The organism is Frateuria sp. (assembly GCF_035944355.1).
In the GTDB taxonomy this organism is placed as follows: domain Bacteria; phylum Pseudomonadota; class Gammaproteobacteria; order Xanthomonadales; family Rhodanobacteraceae; genus Frateuria_A.
In genome coordinates this window covers 19,342-36,134 of the sequence record NZ_DASZBH010000015.1, presented here as the reverse complement: position 1 = coordinate 36,134, position 16,793 = coordinate 19,342, and the positions used below count along the sequence as shown (strand labels likewise).

The 16,793-nt window shown below is 69.3% G+C and carries 21 protein-coding genes and 1 pseudogene; 5 read left to right on the top strand and 17 right to left on the bottom strand.

Annotated elements, in window-relative coordinates; genetic code table 11:
• Nucleotides 1-22: 22 nt before the first annotated feature.
• The 3 genes from VGU03_RS12755 to VGU03_RS12745 form a co-directional block, all read right to left on the bottom strand.
• Nucleotides 23-214 (bottom strand): hypothetical protein, encoded by a 192-nt coding sequence (locus tag VGU03_RS12755; protein ID WP_327481079.1) that lies wholly within the window; start codon nucleotides 212-214, stop codon nucleotides 23-25.
• Between the two features lie 127 nt (nucleotides 215-341).
• Nucleotides 342-1,124, bottom strand: coding sequence for an SH3 domain-containing protein (locus tag VGU03_RS12750; protein WP_327481077.1), 783 nt, complete (start codon nucleotides 1,122-1,124; stop codon nucleotides 342-344).
• A gap of 274 nt (nucleotides 1,125-1,398) precedes the next feature.
• A complete protein-coding gene (locus VGU03_RS12745) occupies nucleotides 1,399-2,256 on the bottom strand; it encodes a PA4780 family RIO1-like protein kinase (protein ID WP_327481075.1) in 858 nt (285 codons plus the stop codon).
• Between the two features lie 344 nt (nucleotides 2,257-2,600).
• Between VGU03_RS12745 and VGU03_RS12740 the strand changes: the two genes are divergently transcribed.
• On the top strand, nucleotides 2,601-2,744 hold the full coding sequence (locus tag VGU03_RS12740; RefSeq protein ID WP_327481074.1) for a hypothetical protein: 144 nt from the start codon (nucleotides 2,601-2,603) through the stop codon (nucleotides 2,742-2,744).
• Between the two features lie 86 nt (nucleotides 2,745-2,830).
• On the opposite strand, the gene VGU03_RS12735 is transcribed toward VGU03_RS12740, so the two are convergent.
• The 7 genes from VGU03_RS12735 to VGU03_RS12705 all read right to left on the bottom strand — a co-directional run bounded on the left by VGU03_RS12735 (nucleotide 2,831) and on the right by VGU03_RS12705 (nucleotide 9,259).
• Entirely contained in the window at nucleotides 2,831-3,040 is a 210-nt protein-coding gene (locus VGU03_RS12735; RefSeq protein WP_327481073.1) for a cold-shock protein, read from the bottom strand.
• Between the two features lie 285 nt (nucleotides 3,041-3,325).
• Nucleotides 3,326-3,511 (bottom strand): hypothetical protein, encoded by a 186-nt coding sequence (locus VGU03_RS12730; protein ID WP_327481072.1) that lies wholly within the window; start codon nucleotides 3,509-3,511, stop codon nucleotides 3,326-3,328.
• A gap of 172 nt (nucleotides 3,512-3,683) precedes the next feature.
• Entirely contained in the window at nucleotides 3,684-4,565 is an 882-nt protein-coding gene (locus VGU03_RS12725) for a sensor domain-containing diguanylate cyclase (RefSeq protein WP_327481070.1), read from the bottom strand.
• A gap of 133 nt (nucleotides 4,566-4,698) precedes the next feature.
• On the bottom strand, nucleotides 4,699-6,369 hold the full coding sequence (locus VGU03_RS12720) for a hypothetical protein (protein ID WP_327481068.1): 1,671 nt from the start codon (nucleotides 6,367-6,369) through the stop codon (nucleotides 4,699-4,701).
• A gap of 87 nt (nucleotides 6,370-6,456) precedes the next feature.
• Entirely contained in the window at nucleotides 6,457-6,603 is a 147-nt protein-coding gene (locus VGU03_RS12715) for a hypothetical protein (protein WP_327481066.1), read from the bottom strand.
• 93 nt (nucleotides 6,604-6,696) lie between these two features.
• Nucleotides 6,697-7,065: a hypothetical protein gene (locus tag VGU03_RS12710; RefSeq protein WP_327481064.1), complete on the bottom strand. Its 369-nt coding sequence runs from the start codon at nucleotides 7,063-7,065 to the stop codon at nucleotides 6,697-6,699.
• A gap of 40 nt (nucleotides 7,066-7,105) precedes the next feature.
• On the bottom strand, nucleotides 7,106-9,259 hold the full coding sequence (locus VGU03_RS12705; protein WP_327481062.1) for a toll/interleukin-1 receptor domain-containing protein: 2,154 nt from the start codon (nucleotides 9,257-9,259) through the stop codon (nucleotides 7,106-7,108).
• Nucleotides 9,260-9,450: 191 nt separating this feature from the next.
• Between VGU03_RS12705 and bla the strand changes: the two genes are divergently transcribed.
• The gene (gene bla, locus VGU03_RS12700) at nucleotides 9,451-10,350 is read left to right on the top strand and encodes a subclass B3 metallo-beta-lactamase (RefSeq protein ID WP_327481060.1); all 900 of its coding nucleotides are present in this window, start codon (nucleotides 9,451-9,453) and stop codon (nucleotides 10,348-10,350) included.
• 110 nt (nucleotides 10,351-10,460) lie between these two features.
• Here the strand turns inward: bla and VGU03_RS12695 are convergent, their stop codons facing one another.
• The 4 genes from VGU03_RS12695 to VGU03_RS12680 all read right to left on the bottom strand — a co-directional run bounded on the left by VGU03_RS12695 (nucleotide 10,461) and on the right by VGU03_RS12680 (nucleotide 12,907).
• Nucleotides 10,461-10,721: a hypothetical protein gene (locus tag VGU03_RS12695; RefSeq protein ID WP_327481058.1), complete on the bottom strand. Its 261-nt coding sequence runs from the start codon at nucleotides 10,719-10,721 to the stop codon at nucleotides 10,461-10,463.
• Nucleotides 10,722-10,924: 203 nt separating this feature from the next.
• The gene (locus VGU03_RS12690; protein WP_327481056.1) at nucleotides 10,925-11,584 is read right to left on the bottom strand and encodes a glutathione S-transferase family protein; all 660 of its coding nucleotides are present in this window, start codon (nucleotides 11,582-11,584) and stop codon (nucleotides 10,925-10,927) included.
• A 129-nt stretch (nucleotides 11,585-11,713) separates the two neighbouring features.
• Nucleotides 11,714-12,193, bottom strand: a complete 480-nt coding sequence (locus tag VGU03_RS12685) for a VOC family protein (protein ID WP_327481054.1) — start codon at nucleotides 12,191-12,193, stop codon at nucleotides 11,714-11,716.
• Nucleotides 12,194-12,352: 159 nt separating this feature from the next.
• A complete protein-coding gene (locus tag VGU03_RS12680; RefSeq protein ID WP_327481052.1) occupies nucleotides 12,353-12,907 on the bottom strand; it encodes a hypothetical protein in 555 nt (184 codons plus the stop codon).
• 263 nt (nucleotides 12,908-13,170) lie between these two features.
• On the opposite strand from VGU03_RS12680, the gene VGU03_RS12675 reads away from it, so the two are divergent.
• The gene (locus VGU03_RS12675) at nucleotides 13,171-13,638 is read left to right on the top strand and encodes an SgcJ/EcaC family oxidoreductase (RefSeq protein ID WP_327481050.1); all 468 of its coding nucleotides are present in this window, start codon (nucleotides 13,171-13,173) and stop codon (nucleotides 13,636-13,638) included.
• Nucleotides 13,639-13,656: 18 nt separating this feature from the next.
• Here the strand turns inward: VGU03_RS12675 and VGU03_RS12670 are convergent, their stop codons facing one another.
• From VGU03_RS12670 to VGU03_RS12660, 3 genes and pseudogenes are all read right to left on the bottom strand, one after another.
• A complete protein-coding gene (locus VGU03_RS12670; protein WP_327481048.1) occupies nucleotides 13,657-14,316 on the bottom strand; it encodes a thiopurine S-methyltransferase in 660 nt (219 codons plus the stop codon).
• A gap of 60 nt (nucleotides 14,317-14,376) precedes the next feature.
• Nucleotides 14,377-14,744, bottom strand: a pseudogene (locus tag VGU03_RS12665) (VOC family protein).
• Nucleotides 14,745-14,771: 27 nt separating this feature from the next.
• On the bottom strand, nucleotides 14,772-15,251 hold the full coding sequence (locus VGU03_RS12660; RefSeq protein WP_327481046.1) for a hypothetical protein: 480 nt from the start codon (nucleotides 15,249-15,251) through the stop codon (nucleotides 14,772-14,774).
• 128 nt (nucleotides 15,252-15,379) lie between these two features.
• On the opposite strand from VGU03_RS12660, the gene VGU03_RS12655 reads away from it, so the two are divergent.
• Both VGU03_RS12655 and VGU03_RS12650 read left to right on the top strand, forming a co-directional pair.
• Nucleotides 15,380-16,180, top strand: a complete 801-nt coding sequence (locus VGU03_RS12655) for an AraC family transcriptional regulator (RefSeq protein WP_327481044.1) — start codon at nucleotides 15,380-15,382, stop codon at nucleotides 16,178-16,180.
• Nucleotides 16,180-16,755, top strand: coding sequence for a TMEM175 family protein (locus VGU03_RS12650; RefSeq protein ID WP_327481042.1), 576 nt, complete (start codon nucleotides 16,180-16,182; stop codon nucleotides 16,753-16,755). Before VGU03_RS12655 ends, VGU03_RS12650 begins: the two co-directional genes overlap by 1 nt.
• The last annotated feature ends 38 nt before the right edge of the window (nucleotides 16,756-16,793 follow it).

Genomic DNA, 16,793 nt, shown 5'->3' with positions numbered 1-16,793 from the left:
CTCGTTCAAGACGAAGCCGGCCCTACGCCAGCCCGCACGCGACGATCGGGCCGTGGTTCCGGTCGCTGTCGCTCAGCGCCAGTTGGTCCCAGCTGGTCCAACTGCCTGCGCCGGCGTCGCGGGCCATGCAGATGCGGCTATCGTGGAAGGCCGGCAACTTGTAGGGCGCGAGCCCGCGCTGCACCTCCAGAAAAAGGCGAGCGTGCCTGGTCATGGCGCCCGGCGCCGCAAGCGCGACTGGATGGCTGGCGGGGCTCCGGCACGAATGCCTCAGGGGATCGAGGCCGACCTCGGGGCGCGCAATCGGGGGACTGCGCGCCGTTCGTCAGGCGCATACCCGGCTAATGCTGTTCGTCCCTGTCATGGTCCGACGGCGGGTGGTCGTTGCCGGGGTGCGCATCCGTTCGATGCTCCTCTGACGCGTGGTCGCCCGGCGGATGGCCGGCGGGCGCGCCGCGCGGCGCCTCGGTCGGGGCCGTTGCGGGCGGGCGCTGCAGCTGGGGTCCCGGCTCGCGCGGCATCGGGCGTCCGTTCGACAGGTGCCGGTCGTCGGGCGCATAGGGCGGCGCATGGCCCGGCTCCGGCTCGGCCCGCCGGTAGGGCACGGGCGCGGCGCGCCTGTCGTCGCGGTCGTGGTAGTCGCGGTCGTGGTCGCCGGGGTTTTCCTCCCTGCGCTGCGGGTGCGCCCAGGGCTGGCGCGAAGGCGGCGGCGGCGCGTGATGCGGCGGCGGGCTGTGATACCAGCGCTCGCGTTCGCGATAGAACGGCCGGTCGACGTAGTAGCGGTCCCAGTACGTCACGATGGAGAACGAAACGATCGGAATGCCCAGGCGCTCGCCGTAGGCGGGAACGAGCACCGGCTGGTTCTCGTACTCGTCCTGGATGAAGTTGCCGGCCACCCAGCCGCGCTCGTCGTTGAACACCACGTCGCACCATTCCCAGCCGTCGGTGCAGCCCTCGATGCCGATGGGCGCACCCGCTGGAATCATGTCCACCGCTGGATAATCGATGTCCGGTCCGGCGCGCAGCGTGGCGTCGCCGGTCACATAGCCGTCCGCGGCCATGGACTGCACCGGAACGGCCGCCAGGAGCGCCAGTGCGCCGTACCAGGCTAATCGCTTCATGGTTGCTCTCCTTATCGCAGGTTGGCCGCCCCTGGCCGGCCCGGCCAGCCTGTCCCCAGCGAAACGCCGGCGCAAGCGCGCAGGCCGCGAGGGTTTATGCCTCATCCAGCGTGGTGGGGCAGGGGTGACGAAAACCCCAAATTGGAGTCAACCGGCCACGGCAAGAACTGCCGCACGGCCGACGCATCTGCGTTTTCCGCCGCAAGGCTTTACCGATCCGAGGTGGCCTCTCGAAAGGGGGAGCGCGCCGAGTGGGTGAAGTACGCGGCGTTGGTCAGCCTTCGGCCAGTGCCGCTTCGCGGCCCTGTTGGCGGATGGCCGCCTCCTCGCGGGCATCGATGATCGACTGCATCACGCTGTCGACGTCGACGATGCTTTCGTCGTACGCGAAGCAGCCGGTCAGTTCGCTTTCCGGCTGCAGTTCCCCTTGTTCGAACAGCGCCCACATTTCCTCGGCGTAATAGGTATCGAGGAGTTCCGGAGCGAAGCGCGACAGGTTGATGGTGATGTTGCTCACGTCGCGCCGCAGCATGGTGCGTGCGGCGTTGTTGCCCGAGGCGCTGACCACCTGGGGCAGGTCGATGATCACCGGACCGTCGGGAGTCACCAGGACGTTGTACGGGGAGAGGTCGCCATGGATGATGCCGACGCAGAGCATGCGCACGATCTGGCGGATCAGGATGCCGTGGTATTGGCGGGCAAGGTCGGCGGACAGCTCCACCTCGCCCAGCCGCGGGGCCGAGTGGCCGTCGGCGTCGGTGATCAGCTCCATCACCAGCACGCCGTTGAAGTAGCCGTAAGGCTGCGGTACGCGCACGCCGGCGCCGGCCAGCAGATACAGCGCGTCCACCTCGGCATTCTTCCAGGCCGCTTCGGCCTCCTTGCGGCCGAACTTGCTGGCCTTGCCGATCGCCCGTGCCTGCCGGCTGCCGCGCACCTTGCGGCCTTCCTGGTACTGCACACGCTGCTGGAAACTGCGCTGGGCCATGTCCTTGTAGACCTTGGCGCAGCGCACGTCCTCGCCCGAGCGAACGATGTAGACGGAGGCCTCCTTGCCGCTCTTGAGCGGACGCAGGACTTCGTCAATGACGCCGTCGTCGATGAGTTCGAGCAAGCCGGTGGGGGTTTTCATGGGCAGGGGTGGGGCTCAGGGAAGCGTCGATTATGACGGGTTCGGCATGCCTGCCGGGCCGCCGTCTGCCTGGATGGCGTTCGGGCGCGCCTGTTGCGCCGAAGCCATGGGGAGAGGCGAGGGTGTAGGATGCGTTCATCTGCGGCCCGTTTGCGTTGTCCCCGGTCGCCCGACCTCGGAAGCGCCGCCAGGCGATTCCGTTCGCTACGAAACTTCTCGCCGTTCCGGTCGCTTGCCCGCATCGCCTGCGTCGGCGGCCACTTCGAGCGCATGCCGCCCGCAGCACAAGCATCGCCGCACGGCGGTGGCTACTTACGTCTCCGCTCCCCTAGAGGACTTCCCGATTGGCCAAGATCAACTATGCATTCGAAAAACGTCAGCGCGAGATCGCCAAGAAGAAACAGCAGGACGAGAAACAATCGAAGAAGCGCGCCGTAAGCGAGGGCGACAAGCCGGCCGATCCGCCGCGTGATCCGCCGCGCCCTTGACCGCGGCCGCTCGATAGCACCGGCGGCGCGCCAAAAAGAAAAGCCCGGCACCTGGCCGGGCTTTTCCTGGAACGTGCGGCCGTCGCTTAGAGCGGCTGGACCTGGTCGGCCTGCAGGCCCTTCGGGCCCTTGGTCACGACGAAGGACACGCGCTGGCCTTCCTGCAGGCTCTTGAAGCCCGGGGCGGTGATCGCACGGAAGTGGACGAACACGTCATCGCCGCTTTCGCGGCTGATGAAGCCGAAGCCCTTGGCGTCGTTGAACCACTTGACGGTACCGGTTTCTGTCTGGGACATGGTTGTATCTCCTTGGAACGGAAGAATGCCGCATGGCGCGGCGAGAAGCTGGTCGCAAGGAGGAAACGGGTACAACGGTGTAGTGGAACTGCGTTCTACAGCATCGGGCCACAGTTCGGTGACCCCTGAAACTCAGCGCCGCCACAGTAGCGGTTGCCGCGCGCCGAAGCAAATGCTTTCGTTCGCCGGGCTCGGCCGCCCCGAAGCCGCGGCCCTCGCACGACCGCCGCGGACATGCCGAGGGGCGCCGAAGCGCCCCTCTCATATCGCACTGCTATGGCAGGGTCAGCCGTTCTTGTGGCTTTGCTCGCCTGCTTTCACGTGCTGTTCGTGGCTGCCCCCCTGGCTGCCGCGGTTGCCGGAGGAGGAACCGCCGGCCGACTTCGACTTGTCGTCGTTCTTGTGGCTCTGCTCGCCTGCCTTGACGTGCTGCTCGTGCGAGCCGCCACGGTTTTCGTTGCTATTGGACATTTCCGATCTCCGATCTGAAGAAAAACGGCACGGTGGTCACCGCGCCGGACCCACCATCCGACAACGGGCCTTATGCTGGAGTGAGGGCGGAGTCACGAGCGCCAGCACGTTTGGATAGGGCCGCCCAGGCCGTACAGCCGAGGCCGCCGCTTGGACGGGCGCGGTGGCGAACCTATGGGCCGCAGACCGGATCGGAAGGGTCTTCGCCACGGCGATCGCGCTTGGCTTGGTACATCGCGCGGTCGGCGCAGGCCAGGAGCGCGTCCGGGTCGCTGCCGCCGTCGGGGAAGCAGGCGATGCCTATGCTGGCATCGAGATGGAACACACCTTCGGGCAGCTCGAACGGCGACTTGAGGCAGGCGCGCAGATCTTCGGCCACGATGTCGGCGGCCTGTACGTCGCAGCAGCCGGGAAGCAGGGCGACGAACTCGTCGCCACCGATGCGAGCCATCAGGTCGCCCTGGCGCAGGCGCTTGTGCAGGCGCCGCCCGGCTTCGCGCAACAGGCGGTCGCCCACGTCGTGTCCGTGTCGGTCGTTGATGCGCTTGAATCCATCCAGGTCCAGGTAGAGCACGGCCAGGCCGTTCTTCGTGCGGGATGCGTGCTCGAGGGCGTACTGCAGTTCGTGCTGCAGGCGGTGGCGGTTGGGCAGCCCGGTGAGCGGATCGTGGGTGGCGCGGTGCTCGAGTTCTCGCTCGGCGCGCCGCAGCTCGGTCACCTCGTGCGCCACGCCGATGCGCACGCCGTATTCGGGCAGCCAGCGGGCCGACCACTGGATGTCCACGCTGTGGCCGTCCTTGTGGATGTAGCGATTGCGAAAGTGGAGCTGCGGCACCCCGTTCATGACCCTTTCGGCCTGTCGCAGGGTCGTCGCGCGGTCGTCGGGGTGGACCAGCCGGAAGATCGGCTGCCCGATCACCTCCATGGGCGCGTAGCCCAGGATGCGTCCGAAACCCGCGCTGACGAAGAGCACCTGCCCCTGGGCGTCGACGACGCAGACCGCGTCGGGCATCAGGTCCAGCAACTCGGCGGGCGTGGGGAGCTTGGGGATCATGAAAGTCAGGGATCGCGTGTGCAGGCGGATGGCCATCGGTCCGAGTGTGCCAAGCAAGAAAGGGGCCAGCAGCTCGCGGGAACGATGTTTTCACCGCCATGGTCGACGCGCCGCCGCGCGCGACCCCTCCGCGCTACATCGGCCCGCGCTCGACCTGCCGCTCGCGCTGCATCAGTGTCCATTCGGCGTGTTCGGTCAGCGCCGCGTGGCCGAGCGCGCGCAGGATGGCGCGCTGTTCCGCGGGATTGGCCGCCCGGTCCAGCGCCGTGCGCGCGGCGCCGAAGATGCGTTCCATGAAGCGGTACTGCTTGAGCAGCACCTTGTCTGCCTTGCGGTAGGCATAGGCCTCGCGCACCGCGGCGATGATGGAGAGGATGCCCATCATCGCCACCAGCGAGCCCTTGATCTGCTCGTCCAGGCGCAGCGCGAAGATCGCCAGCAGCACGCTGATCGACACGCCGCCCCACAGGCTCAGCGCGCCCAGCGCTTCGGTGACGCGGTGCAGGCCGGCGCACTCGATGCTCTTGCGCTCGTAGTAATGCAGCTGGCCGGACCGGCCGGAGCGCCCCACCCATTCGTCGATCACGCCCGCCAGCGCTGCCGGATCGGCCGCGGGCGCATGGCTGGGCGGCAGGCCGGCCGCGCGCATGACGTTGCGGATCCAGCCCAGCTCCACGTTCTGCTTCTGCAGGAAATCGTCGTGCGCGAAGGCGTAGTCCCGCGTCAGCGAGATGCCCGCCCGGCGCCAGTAGGACTGGATGCGCAGGCCTTCGGCCAGCGCGCGGTAGTCCAGGTACTTGCGGTGCCAGCCCCGCCGGTTGGCTATCGTGGCGACCGCCATGCCCAGCGCGAACAGCACCAGGAACAGGTAGATCAGGCCGTTCTGCGCGCGGAAGTGGGCGTAGCAGGTGAAGGCGGCGCCCATCAGCGCCGCCAGGGTGTAGATGGTGCGCATCGACAGCAGCACGCGGCGCTGGTAGTGCACCGCCAGCCAGTCCGCCTCGCGGAAGGTGCAGTCGATGCCCATGTCGGCGGTGTTGTCGCCCGGTGCGGGCGAGGTGCCGATCGCCGCGGCGTGAATCCTGCAATCGGCGTTGAATTCGGCCATGTGCTCGAACATCAGCCGGAACAGCGCCGGCATGGCCGGTTCGGGCGCGTCGGCCGCCGCGTGGCACCAGTGCGCCGTTACCGGCGGGCGCTGGCCTTCCGGCACGTCGGCGCGGGCGCAGCGGATGTGGAACAGCAGCCGCTCGTCGCCCGCGCCGAGGATGTGGCGCGGATCGCGCTCCTGGCCCGGCGGGCCGGGCAGGGTGCCGGTGAGGTGGTAGCGCACGATCTGCGCGGTGCCGCCGATCCGGTCGGAAGGCTGCCCGTCCCAGATCGCCAGCAGGATGTGGCAATGGCTGGCGATGTACACCCCGGCCTGTGCGTACTGCCGGTTGCGTGCGCCGCCGGGGTTGCTGATCTCGTGGCGCGTGTGGCCCTGCCGCGTCGGCAGCACGATCGTCTCGGCCTGCGCGCACAGCGCCTGGAAGGCCTCGCGCGAGGCGGCGCCGGCGAAGTCCTCCTCGTACAGCGCGGGCGGTAGCGGCAACGGCGCGATGAGCCGCGCGCCGAGCCGCAGTCCTTCTTCGGCGACCAGGCGGTCGCCGCCTTCGGCCAAGGCGGAGAGCACGACCAGCGGCAGGCCCGGGAAGGCCTGCAGCAGTTCATCCAGGAACGTGCGCACGCGAAGGCGGATGGCCTCCGTGTCCCCGGGTGGCAGGTCGCGATGGCTGGTCACGCCGATCACCAGAGGCGTCATGGAAGCTCCCGGCTCCAGGATGCGCCGCGCTGGCCGGCGCGTGCCCGCGGCCCCGCGCCGCTTGCCCGCGGCGCGGGACGACGGTGCTTAGTTGTTCTTGATCGAGGGGTGGGTGGTGGTGTCGGGCGTCAGCGTGCCGGAGAACTGGGGTTCGGCAAGCGTGGCCTGCTCGTCGGGTGGCGAGTCGGGGGTGAGCTCCGGCGTGGGAGCCTGGGGTTCGCGTGGCTGGGACATGGTTGCCTCCGCTGGGGCTGGCGGCCAGGGACGGCCGCGGCTTGCGTGTACGTCGCGGGCCGTTACGGCCCGGTGACGCGGGTGCGAGGGTGGTCAGTTGTTCTTGATCGAAGGGTTGCTGTTGGTGCCGGTGGTGTCCAGCGTGGAATAGGTCTGGCCATCGAGCGCCACGCTCAGCTGATAGACCCAGTCGCCGCTGCTGGCCGCATCCTTGTTGAGGTCGGTCATCTGCATGCTCTTGCCGTTGGACGACGGTTCGGCCGGCCCGAAGACGCCGTCGGGCGGCGTGTCGACCCAGTTCAGCGGCTGCAACTGCCCGTTGGCGGCATCGCCCTCCAACTGCCACACGATCGTCTGCGGCTGCGGGCTGCGGTCGATGTGGTTGGCATTGCCGTTCTGGTCGATGTCGACCGTCCAGGGCTGGGTCGATTTGTCCAGGGTGACGCGAAGCAGGTGCTCCATGGCGTTCTCCTTTGCTGGCGGGGGGAAATCGCGGTGTTCTTCAGCGCACGTCGGCCAGGGCCGCGCCGTCGAGCGCACCGCGCAGGTGTTGTGCGAAGGCCGGGTTGGGCGGGAAGGGGATGCGGGCCTGGCGCAGCTCCTGCACGAGCGCCGCGTCGCGGTAGCCGGATGTCCAGAGTTGGCGCGCGAGCGGCTGCGCTTCGGCGGCCCGGTCCAGCGCGAGCAGCGCGTCCACGCGCAGCGCGAGCAGGCGCACGTCGGCCGTGCCGCTGCGCACGCCGGCCAGGCGCTGCAGCGTCTGCTCGCGCAACCGGCGGGCGCCGGCCGTGTCCTGCAAGTCGGCCAATTGCAGGTCGGCGCGGGCGCTGGCGAGCAGCAGCGTGCGTTCTTCCGGCTGCTTGGCGAGCTGCGCCGCGAGCACCCGTGACGCTGCGCGTGCGTCGGCCAGCGCCGCGCCCCGCGCGCCGCCGGCCAGCAGCGCGGCGGCCCGTTCGGTCTGCGCCTGGGCCAGGTCCTGCCGCCAGTCCGTGTTGTCGGGGTCATGCCGCGCGAGGGCCTGCAGCGTCGCGACCGCGTGCGCCAGCAGCGTGGCGGCGGCGCGCGAGTCGCCCCGCAGCCGCCGCAGCCGTCCGAGCTGGGTGGCGTAGAGGCCCACCTTGTCCTGGAAGTTCGCCTGCACCGGGTCGAACCGGTGCAGGTCCTCCGCGGTGGACAGGGCCTGGGTCAGCGCGCCGGCCGCCCGCTCGTCTTCGCCGGCCAGCAGCAGCGTGCGGCCGAGGATGGCGCGCACGCGGGCCATGTTCTCGCGCTGGTCGTTGTCGTTCGGCCGGGCGTTGGACAGCCGCGTTTCGATCGCATCGTCGGCCGCGTAGTCCGTGATCGCCTGGAGCAACTGCCCCTGCACGAGCGCGAGCTTGCCGAGGTTGTTGTGCGCCTCGCCCAGGTGTTCCAGCCACTCGCGCTTGGGCGAGGGCTGCAGGACGAGCCGGCGGCAGCGCTCGAGCATGCGCCGGTAGTGCGCGCCGGCCTCGTCCAGCCGGCCGCGCGCTTCGAGCACGTGGCCGATGTCGTTGTCCAGCGTGCTCAGTTCGAACAGCACCTGCGGGTCGCTGCCCGCCGCCACGCCCATGCGCTCGAGCGTGGACTGCGCGCCGCCGAAGGCACGCGCCGCCTCGTCCAGCTCGCCGCGGTACCAGTCGGCCATGCCGATGAAGGCCTGCACGCGCGCGTAGGCGATCTGCCGTTCACGGTCCGACGGCGCCGCTTCGGCCAGCCGGCGCGCAAGCGGGACCGCCGCCCGGAATGCGCTCGTCGCCGGCGCGAGCTGGCCCTGGTCCAGGCGCACGCTGCCGATCTTCTCCAGCGCCTTGACGCGCTGCTCGAGCGCATCGTCGGTGACGTCGGTCGCCGGCAGCGAGTGGAAGTAGGCCATCGCCTTGTCGTCGACCGCTTCCATGATGTCCAGCCGCTGCACCTGCGCGAGCTTGTCGTTGAGGTCACCGAGCATGAAGCCGACCAGATCCTCGGCCTGCTTCTGGCGGCGCTCGGCGGCGTGGCGGGCGAGCATGGCCTCGACCGCCAGCAGGCTGGTCACCAGCATCACCGCCGTGGTCAGCGCCGCCACCGCGCTCAGCCGGCGGTTGCGCCGCTGCAGCTCGCGCCGGCGCAGCTGGTCCAGCTCCAGATCCAGCAGCCCGGCGACCAGCTTGAGCCTGGCGCTGGACTTGCCGTCCTTCCCCGGGCGCACGTCGGCGGCGAGGGGTTCGGCGCCGCCCCGGCGCAAGGCCGGCGGCAGGCATTCGTCGGGCGCGCCGGCGTTTGGTTCGCCGGCGACGACCAGGCAGAAGATGCGATCGCCGCGGCCCAGGCGCTGGAAGGTATCCAGCTCCTGCTCGACCCAGTGCGAGGCCGCCGCGGCCGGCGAGCAGATCACGATGAGGTTGGCGGACTCGCGCAACGCCTGCGCGACCTTGTCGCCCAGGTCAGGCGAGCTGGCCAGTTCGTCGCGGTCGCGGAAGATCGGCGCGAGGCGGCGGGTCACCGTGCCGGCGCGGGTTTGCTTGCCCACCAGCCGCGCGGGTACGCGGTAGGTTTCCAGGGCACGGTGCAGCCACTCCGCCCACGCCTTGTCGTGGTGGCTGTAGCTGATGAAGGCGCGGTAGCGGTACGCCTGTGCGTGGAATGCCTGGTCCATGACGCCGACCCCGATGCGGTCGCTGGCGGCCGGGGGAACCTAGCACCGCGGGCGTGACGGTCCGCTCACGGGGACCGTTGCCTTCGCCCACCGCCCGCCGCGGCCACCTGCCTGCCTGTGTGGCGCCCGTATTCCGCCGTCCGCCTGACAGGGGCTTTGGCCATGCTTGCCGCTTCGCCACGGAGTCCGTCATGTCCTTACGCGTCCTGCCCGCCCTCGCAGTAGCCTTCGGCCTGATCCTCGCGCCTGCAGCGGCGCGCGCGGCGGAGCCTGCGGGCAAGCAGCCCCAGGCCATCTACGGCCAGCCATGGAATACGCCGCAGAAGCCATTCCGCATCTACGGCAACACCTGGTATGTGGGTCCGCATGGCCTCTCGGCGTTGATCGTCGATACGGGTCATGGGCTGGCCTTGTTCGACGGCGACCTCCCAGCGTCCGCTGCGCTGATCGAGGCGAACATCCGCACACTCGGCTTCCGCGTGCGCGACGTCAAATGGATATTCAACTCGCACGCCCACGCCGACCATGCCGGCGGCATCGCCGCCTTGCAGCGCGACAGCGGGGCGCAGGTGCTGGCCAGCGTGCAAGGCGCACGCGCGCTGGAGCTCGGCGGAGCCGACCCGAGCGATCCGCAGTACAGCCTGGCGCTGGCGTATCCCGCCGTCGGACACGTCAGACCCGTGCGCGATGGCGAAACGCTGCAACTCGGCGACGTGGCGATCATCGCGCACTACACGCCCGGCCATACCCCGGGAAGTACGTCGTGGACCTGGGACTCGTGCAGCGAAGGCCACTGCCTGCACATGGTCTACGCGGACAGCCTCACCGCGCTCGGCTCCTCCGGCTTCCGCTACAGCGACCACCCGCAGCGGGTAAAGGCATTCCGCCAGTCGATCGCCACCGTCGCCGCATTGCCTTGCGACATCCTCCTGACGCCGCACCCCGACGCGAGCGGCTTCTGGCAGAAAGTGGCGCGGCGCACATCCGACGCCGACAACGCGCCGCTGGTCGATGCAGGCGCGTGCCGCGCCTACGCCGCAGTCGCCGCCGAGAAGCTGGATGCGACGCTGGCCGAGGAGAGGGCGAAATAGCAGAGGCGCCTGGCGCGAACTCGCGCGCACCGACTGTCCGCGGTACGTGGCGACACGGTCGTTCATCGGCCGACATTCGTGCCCGCAAACACTGCCGCGTGATCAAGCGCTCAAAGGCGGGGCGTGGTACTCAAGTATCGTTTTTTTCTCATGGGCTCAATGACGAGCCATGAGATGGTGGCAAATGCAAAATCACCAGCGATGGTTATGGCGAACGCAATCAACGCCTCGCTCGGGAAAAGCGCGCCCTTCCTGAATTCGTTAACTAAAAAGAACAAGAAACTGGGGCCGAAGATGAATATAAATCCAAGCCCCATCAATAGAAAATAAAGAGCGCGCGCCGAAACAAAACGACGATTTTTTATGACCATGTTCGCCCCTTCCCTAATTCTTGCAGTTCGCCGGCTCGTAATGCCCTGTTAAGAAGTCACGCGCCGCGCGCCGCCAGCTACGATAAATCCTACTGCGGAGATGGGCAATGCGCTCGCGAATCAATTGGCGACATGACGCCCGCCGAATACCGTCGACAAACCGCCAGCGGTTCTACTTTGAAGTGTCTGCTTGACGGGGGAGCTTACGCGCCTACATTTGCATTCGCGCCCGTAAACACCGCCAGCTGCGCGGCGAACGCGCGCTTGTAGGCGGGACGCGCTTCGCCGCGGGCGACATAGGCGGCGAGGTTGGGGTACTCGTCGAGCAGGCCGGACGCCTTCAGCCGGAGCAGCACGCCCACCATCATCAGGTCGCCGGCGCTGAAGGCGCCATCCAGCCACTCGGCGTCGGCGAGCCGAAGCGACAGCTCGCCCAGCCGTTGGCGGATGCGGTCCTTGATCAGCGGCAGGCGTTGCTCGGACCAGGGCTTGTCGCCCTCGGCGAACTTCGCCGTCTGGAGCTCGAGGATCGGCCCTTCCACGGTGTTGAGCGCGGCGAACATCCAGGCGATGGCGCGCGCCCGGGCGTCCGCGTCCTCGGGCAGCAGGCCGGCGTGGCGTAGCGCCAGGTGCAGCACGATGGCGCCCGACTCGAACAGGACCAGGTCGCCTTCTTCATAGGTGGGAATCTGCCCGAACGGATGGAGCGCGCGGTGCGCGGGCTCCTTCATGGCCTTGAAAGAGAGCAGCCGGACCTCGTAGGGCTGGCCCACTTCCTCGAGCGCCCAGCGGACGCGCATGTCGCGCGCGAGCCCCTGGCCGCGATCGGGCGAATGTTCGAAGGCGGTGATGGTGGGAGTCATCGATGGGTTCCAGGTGATGGCACGACGCCGGCGGCGTCATGCGACAGGGTGCGGGCTGGCAAGCGGTACCGGGCCACACGGTCCGCCATGCCGATCGCAGGGTTCGTCCACATTGGCCACAGTGCGGCTTCAGCCGCGCCGCGCGGCCTCGATCGTGGCGATGTCGATCTTGCTCATGTTCATCATGGCGTCGAACGCGCGCCTGGCCGCGGCCGGGTCGGAATCCGTGACCGCGGCGGTCAGCGCGCGCGGGGTGATCTGCCACGAAAGGCCCCAGCGGTCCTTGCACCAGCCGCAGGCGCTGGGCTGGCCGCCGTTGCCGATGATCGCGTCCCACAGGCGGTCGGTTTCGGCCTGATCGTCGGTGGCCACCTGGAACGAGAACGCCTCGGTCTGCGGGAACCCGGGGCCTCCGTTCAGGCCCAGGCACGGGATGCCCATGACCGTGAACTCGACGGTCAATACGTCGCCCTGTTTGCCGGCGGGATAATCGCCCGGCGCGCGATGGACCGCGCCCACGGCGCTGTCGGGGAACGTCTTGGCGTAGAAGGTGGCGGCCTCCAGGGCGGCGCCGTCGTACCAGAGGCAGATCGTGTTCTTGGCGGTCATTGCGCATCTCCAGGTTCGGGGCTGCGGTGCCCCTTATGCCTGCGACGAACGACCAGCGCAAAGATCGACAACTTGGCCTTCGGGCCACGATCGGGCGTGGCCCGTCTCATCCGCGGCAGCCTGGGCCGCCCCGGCTGCACGATTCCCCCGGCAAGTACGTCAGTGGACAGGCACCATCAGGTGCCGGTAGGGCGTGCCCGCCCACATGACGTAGGGCGCGTTGGTCTGGGGATCGGCCAGTTTCGGGTACTGGTCGTAGAAGGCATCGTCCGCGCCGACCACCATGACGTGCGGGCCGGTCCTGATCCAGTGATTCCCGCCGGGCGTCTTGGCGTACGGATCGGTGTTGCTCGCATCGGTGCCGCCTTCGAGCATGTACATCAATCCGACCTGGCCGGCGGGCGGCGTCGTATGCGTGAGCCAGGCGTGCATCCAGGCCATCGCCGCCTTGTCGGCGCACATCGGGTCGGGGCCGGGCGTGGCGGGCGCATCGGGAATGCAGGTGAAGCCATTGGTGCCCTGGCGCAGGGTGCGCATGCTGCCGTCGGGGCCGACGGCCACGATGGTGGCGTGCGGTGCGACGCCTGCCGGCGCCGCACGCATGGCGCTTGCGATGAGCTTGGCATCGCTGGCCGGCTCGGGGTGGGCAGCTTGCACTGCGCCAGTGGCCAAGAGTGTGGTGGCGAGTACGAACGGGGCGATCGAAGTGGGCATGGCAACCTCCCGTAACAACCGGCACGGCCAGTTCCGGGGTTCCCGGGCGAAGCGTGTGCTCCCTTGCGTTACCTGCGGATCAAGCGCGGGTCATGGAGCGGTGGTATCGACCGACGCGGATCGCCCACGGACACCCTGCGGTCGCTGATGGCTCCGGCCGGAACGTGTCAACGGGATCGGGCACGAGCGTAGCCACCGGGCTGGACGCAGATCCCGGGCCGGATGCTAGGCTGCCGCTTCATCCGGAGCGGCAGGAGCAGGCGATGTACAGAACACGTCGTTGGATCGCATGCGGCCTGCTGCTGGCATGCGCCATGGGGCCGGCCTTCGGCGCAGGCAGCGCCGACGAGGCGGCGGCCATCCGCCAGGTGATGGCCGCCCAGCAGGCAGCGTGGAACCGTGCCGACGTCGATGCCTTCATGCAGGGCTACAAGGACGCGCCCGACACCACCTTCGTCGGCAGCTCCGTCCGCAAGGGCTACCGCGCCATTCTCGAAAGCTACCGCCGGCACTACGCGGGCAAGGCGCAGATGGGCCGGCTCACCTTTTCCGATATCGACGTGCGGCTGCTTCCTTGCGCCGATGGCGAGGTGCGCTATGCGGCGGTGACCGGCCACTTCCATCTGGATCGCACGGCGCACGGCGAGGCGGCGCAGGACGACGGCGTGTATTCGCTGCTGTGGGAGAAGACGGCGCAGGGCTGGAAGATCATCCTGGACCATTCCAGCTGAGCCCTCGGCGCGGCGGGTTCATCCGCGGCGATCGAGCCGGAAGACGTCGGTAGCCATCGCGCTCAGGCCCTGTTCGGCCCAGCCCGGATCGTCGGCATAGATGTCGCGGTGTTCCAGCGCCGCGACCTGCCAGTCGCGCCCGTAAAGCTCCCGCACTTCCGTCGGCGGCACGGCGAAGGGTGGGCCGTCCATTTCATCGGGCGGGTAATCGAGCGTGATCAGCAGGCCGCGGCAAGCTTCCGGCAGGCGCCCGTAGACCGATTGGGCGTATCGCCTGCGCATCGGCGCGGGCAGCGCGATCAGCGCGGCGCGATCGTAGACGGCGCGGCAACCGGCCAGGGTCGCATCGTCCAGGTCGAACACGTCGCCCTGGATGATCTCGATGTCGCCCGCGACGTAGTGCTCGCCGCAGGGCGAGGCATGGCGCTGCGGCTGCAGTCGGTGTTCGGCGAAGAAGGCCTGCACCGCCAGCGGCGACAGTTCCACGCCCAGCACGCGCAGGCCCTGTGCCGCCAGCCAGGCCATGTCTAGCGTCTTGCCGGCCAACGGCACCAGGACGCGGCTGCCGCGCGGTACCTCCAGCGCAGGCCAGTGCCTGCGCAGCAGCGGCATGACATCGTTGCGGTGGAAGCCAGTGCGGCCTTCGCGCCAGCGCTCGAGCCAGAAGCTTGCGTCCATGGCGTTATCCCGATGAGGTCCGTCGATTGTGCGTAAGTCGGCTCCGGCTGACCAGGCGCATCAGGCCACGTGGGCTTCCAGCCTGTAGCCATCGGGATCGCTGACGAACGCGGCGTAGTAGTCCGCGCCGTAGTCGGCCCGCAGGCCCGGCGCGCCGTTGTCGCGACCGCCATGGGCCAGCGCCGCGGCGTGGAATGCATCCACGGCCGCCGCATCGCCCGCCCGCAGGCAGACGTGCAATCCGGAACGCGGGTCGGCAGCGACCGGATGGTCGGTCTGCAGCAGCCACAGCACGACGGCGTCGCTGCCGTAGCCCAGCGAACCGCCGCCCTCGCTGAGGCGGCGGTAGCCGAGCGGAGCGAGCGCGGCGTCGTAAAAACGGCGGCTGGCGGCGGGTCGCGCACGCCCAGGGAGAGATGGTCGATCATCGTTCGGTCCTTCTGTTTGCTTGAGTGTCAGGCGCGGCGTACCGCGGAGTCGGCGACCCGTTGCCAGGCGCCATCGGCGCCACGGCGTTCGCCGAGCCAGCGGAAGCGGTCGGCGGCGATGCCTTCGAAACTCCAGCGCGTGGCGTCGCCGGCGGCGTCCGTGCCTTCCTGCACGATGCGTGCGCCTTCGCGGCGGCCGAGCTGGCGGTTGTAGTACTGGCGCAGCGGATCGCTCCATACGATGTGCCAGGCGTCGAGGCTGGGGTCGTATACGCGCAGGGTGGTGCCGGCGAAGCAGCCGGGCAGTATCCACACGTCCTGCACGGCGCGGCCTTCGAGCACCCAGGCGGCATGGATCTCGCCGCCTTGCACCGGCGTGGCCTGGCCGTCGACGAACATCGTGGCGTCGAAGCGCCAGTCGCCGACCAGCCAGCCGTAGGTCGCCATGGCGTCGGCGCGGTCCTCGGCGGGGCCGGGCGCCAGCAGCGCGGGGATGAAGCGGTTCATGCGTGTCCTCCCTGGGTTTGCAGGCCCGCACGATAGGCGCCGGCAGCGCACGGGCGCGTGGGAAAAATTGCTATGTTTCGCCGATGGCGATGGCAACCACACGGCTGGCCTCCGGGCCGGGATGGCGGGTGACGCACGTGCACTGCACGGCCGGCCCGGACGACGCCGTGTTCGAGGAACGCCACGGCGCGGTGTGCCTGGCCGCCGTGGTGTCCGGCCACTTCCAGTACCGCTCGCCGGCCGGCCGTGCGCTGCTCGCGCCCGGCGCGGTGCTGCTGGGCAACGAGGGGCAGTGTTTCGAGTGCGGCCACGAGCACGGCCGCGGCGACCGCTGCCTGTCCGTGCAGTTCGACGGCGCGCGCTGGCGCGAGATCGTCGCCGCGGTGCCGGGTGCGCGCCGCGACACCTTCGCGCTGCCGCGGCTGCCGCCGCTGCCCGGCCTGCTGCGCTACGTCAGCGGTCTGGGCACCGAGCAGGACGCCGACGCGCTGGAGGAGCTGGCCTTCGGTTTCGCCGGCGCTGCGGTCGAGGCGCTGGCCGAGAGCCGCCCGGGCGACGCCCGCGTCGGTGCGCGGGAGGAGCGGCGCATCGCCGAGGCCGTGCGCCACATCGAAGGGCGGCTGGCCGACCCCTTGCCGCTCGTGCAACTGGCGGCGGAGGCGGCGATGAGTCCGTACCACTTCCTGCGCAGCTTCACCCGGGTGGTGGGCACGACGCCGCACCGTTACGTGCTGCGCGCGCGGCTGGAACGGGCCGCACGGCTGCTGCGCCGGACCGGTGCGCCGGTGGCCGAAGTCGCGCTGGAGTCCGGCTTCGGTGACCTGTCCAGCTTTCACGGCAGCTTCCGCCGCTGGCTGGGAGTCAGCCCCGGCGCCTACCGCGCCGGCGGCCGCATCGTGGCGCCCACCCTGGGCAAACGGAGATGGTGATGGGCAAGGGCCGGCTGGAAGCATTCAGCGACGGGGTGATCGCGATCATCATCACCATCATGGTGCTGGAGTTGAAGGTGCCGCACGAGAGCACTCCGGCGGCACTGCTGCCGCTGCTGCCGGTGCTGCTCAGCTACGTGCTGAGCTTCATCTACGTGGGCATCTACTGGAACAACCACCATCACCTGCTCGCCGCGAGCCAGCGGATCTCGGGCGGCGCACTGTGGGCCAACCTGCACCTGCTGTTCTGGCTCTCGCTGTTCCCCTTCGCCACCGCCTGGATGGGCGAGAACCATTTCGCCGCCGCGCCCACCGCGGCCTACGGCGTCGTGCTGCTGATGGCGGCGGTGGCCTACTGGTTGCTGCAGCGCAAGCTGATCGGCCTGGAGGGCAGTCACTCGATGTTGCGGCGGGCGATCGGCAGCGACTGGAAAGGCAAGCTCTCGCCGGCGATCTATGCGCTGGGCATCGCCCTGACCTGGCAGGCCGCATGGATCGGGCAGCTGCTCTACGCGGCGGTGGCGGTGATGTGGCTGATCCCGGACCGGCGCATCGAAGACGCCATCGCCGGATAGCCGGCTCGCGCGGCGCGGCCGAGGCGCCGGGTTCTTGC

Coding starts and splice junctions, on each gene's coding strand:
- VGU03_RS12705 (WP_327481062.1), bottom strand. CDS start 9,259: ATGGACCAGGCATTCCACGCACAGGCGTACCGCTACCGCGCCTTCATC.
- VGU03_RS12750 (WP_327481077.1), bottom strand. CDS start 1,124: ATGAAGCGATTAGCCTGGTACGGCGCACTGGCGCTCCTGGCGGCCGTT.
- VGU03_RS12755 (WP_327481079.1), bottom strand. CDS start 214: ATGACCAGGCACGCTCGCCTTTTTCTGGAGGTGCAGCGCGGGCTCGCG.
- VGU03_RS12690 (WP_327481056.1), bottom strand. CDS start 11,584: ATGACTCCCACCATCACCGCCTTCGAACATTCGCCCGATCGCGGCCAG.
- bla (WP_327481060.1), top strand. CDS start 9,451: ATGTCCTTACGCGTCCTGCCCGCCCTCGCAGTAGCCTTCGGCCTGATC.
- VGU03_RS12745 (WP_327481075.1), bottom strand. CDS start 2,256: ATGAAAACCCCCACCGGCTTGCTCGAACTCATCGACGACGGCGTCATT.
- VGU03_RS12695 (WP_327481058.1), bottom strand. CDS start 10,721: ATGGTCATAAAAAATCGTCGTTTTGTTTCGGCGCGCGCTCTTTATTTT.
- VGU03_RS12725 (WP_327481070.1), bottom strand. CDS start 4,565: ATGATCCCCAAGCTCCCCACGCCCGCCGAGTTGCTGGACCTGATGCCC.
- VGU03_RS12720 (WP_327481068.1), bottom strand. CDS start 6,369: ATGACGCCTCTGGTGATCGGCGTGACCAGCCATCGCGACCTGCCACCC.
- VGU03_RS12670 (WP_327481048.1), bottom strand. CDS start 14,316: ATGGACGCAAGCTTCTGGCTCGAGCGCTGGCGCGAAGGCCGCACTGGC.
- VGU03_RS12685 (WP_327481054.1), bottom strand. CDS start 12,193: ATGACCGCCAAGAACACGATCTGCCTCTGGTACGACGGCGCCGCCCTG.
- VGU03_RS12735 (WP_327481073.1), bottom strand. CDS start 3,040: ATGTCCCAGACAGAAACCGGTACCGTCAAGTGGTTCAACGACGCCAAG.
- VGU03_RS12715 (WP_327481066.1), bottom strand. CDS start 6,603: ATGTCCCAGCCACGCGAACCCCAGGCTCCCACGCCGGAGCTCACCCCC.
- VGU03_RS12675 (WP_327481050.1), top strand. CDS start 13,171: ATGTACAGAACACGTCGTTGGATCGCATGCGGCCTGCTGCTGGCATGC.
- VGU03_RS12650 (WP_327481042.1), top strand. CDS start 16,180: ATGGGCAAGGGCCGGCTGGAAGCATTCAGCGACGGGGTGATCGCGATC.
- VGU03_RS12730 (WP_327481072.1), bottom strand. CDS start 3,511: ATGTCCAATAGCAACGAAAACCGTGGCGGCTCGCACGAGCAGCACGTC.
- VGU03_RS12680 (WP_327481052.1), bottom strand. CDS start 12,907: ATGCCCACTTCGATCGCCCCGTTCGTACTCGCCACCACACTCTTGGCC.
- VGU03_RS12710 (WP_327481064.1), bottom strand. CDS start 7,065: ATGGAGCACCTGCTTCGCGTCACCCTGGACAAATCGACCCAGCCCTGG.
- VGU03_RS12660 (WP_327481046.1), bottom strand. CDS start 15,251: ATGAACCGCTTCATCCCCGCGCTGCTGGCGCCCGGCCCCGCCGAGGAC.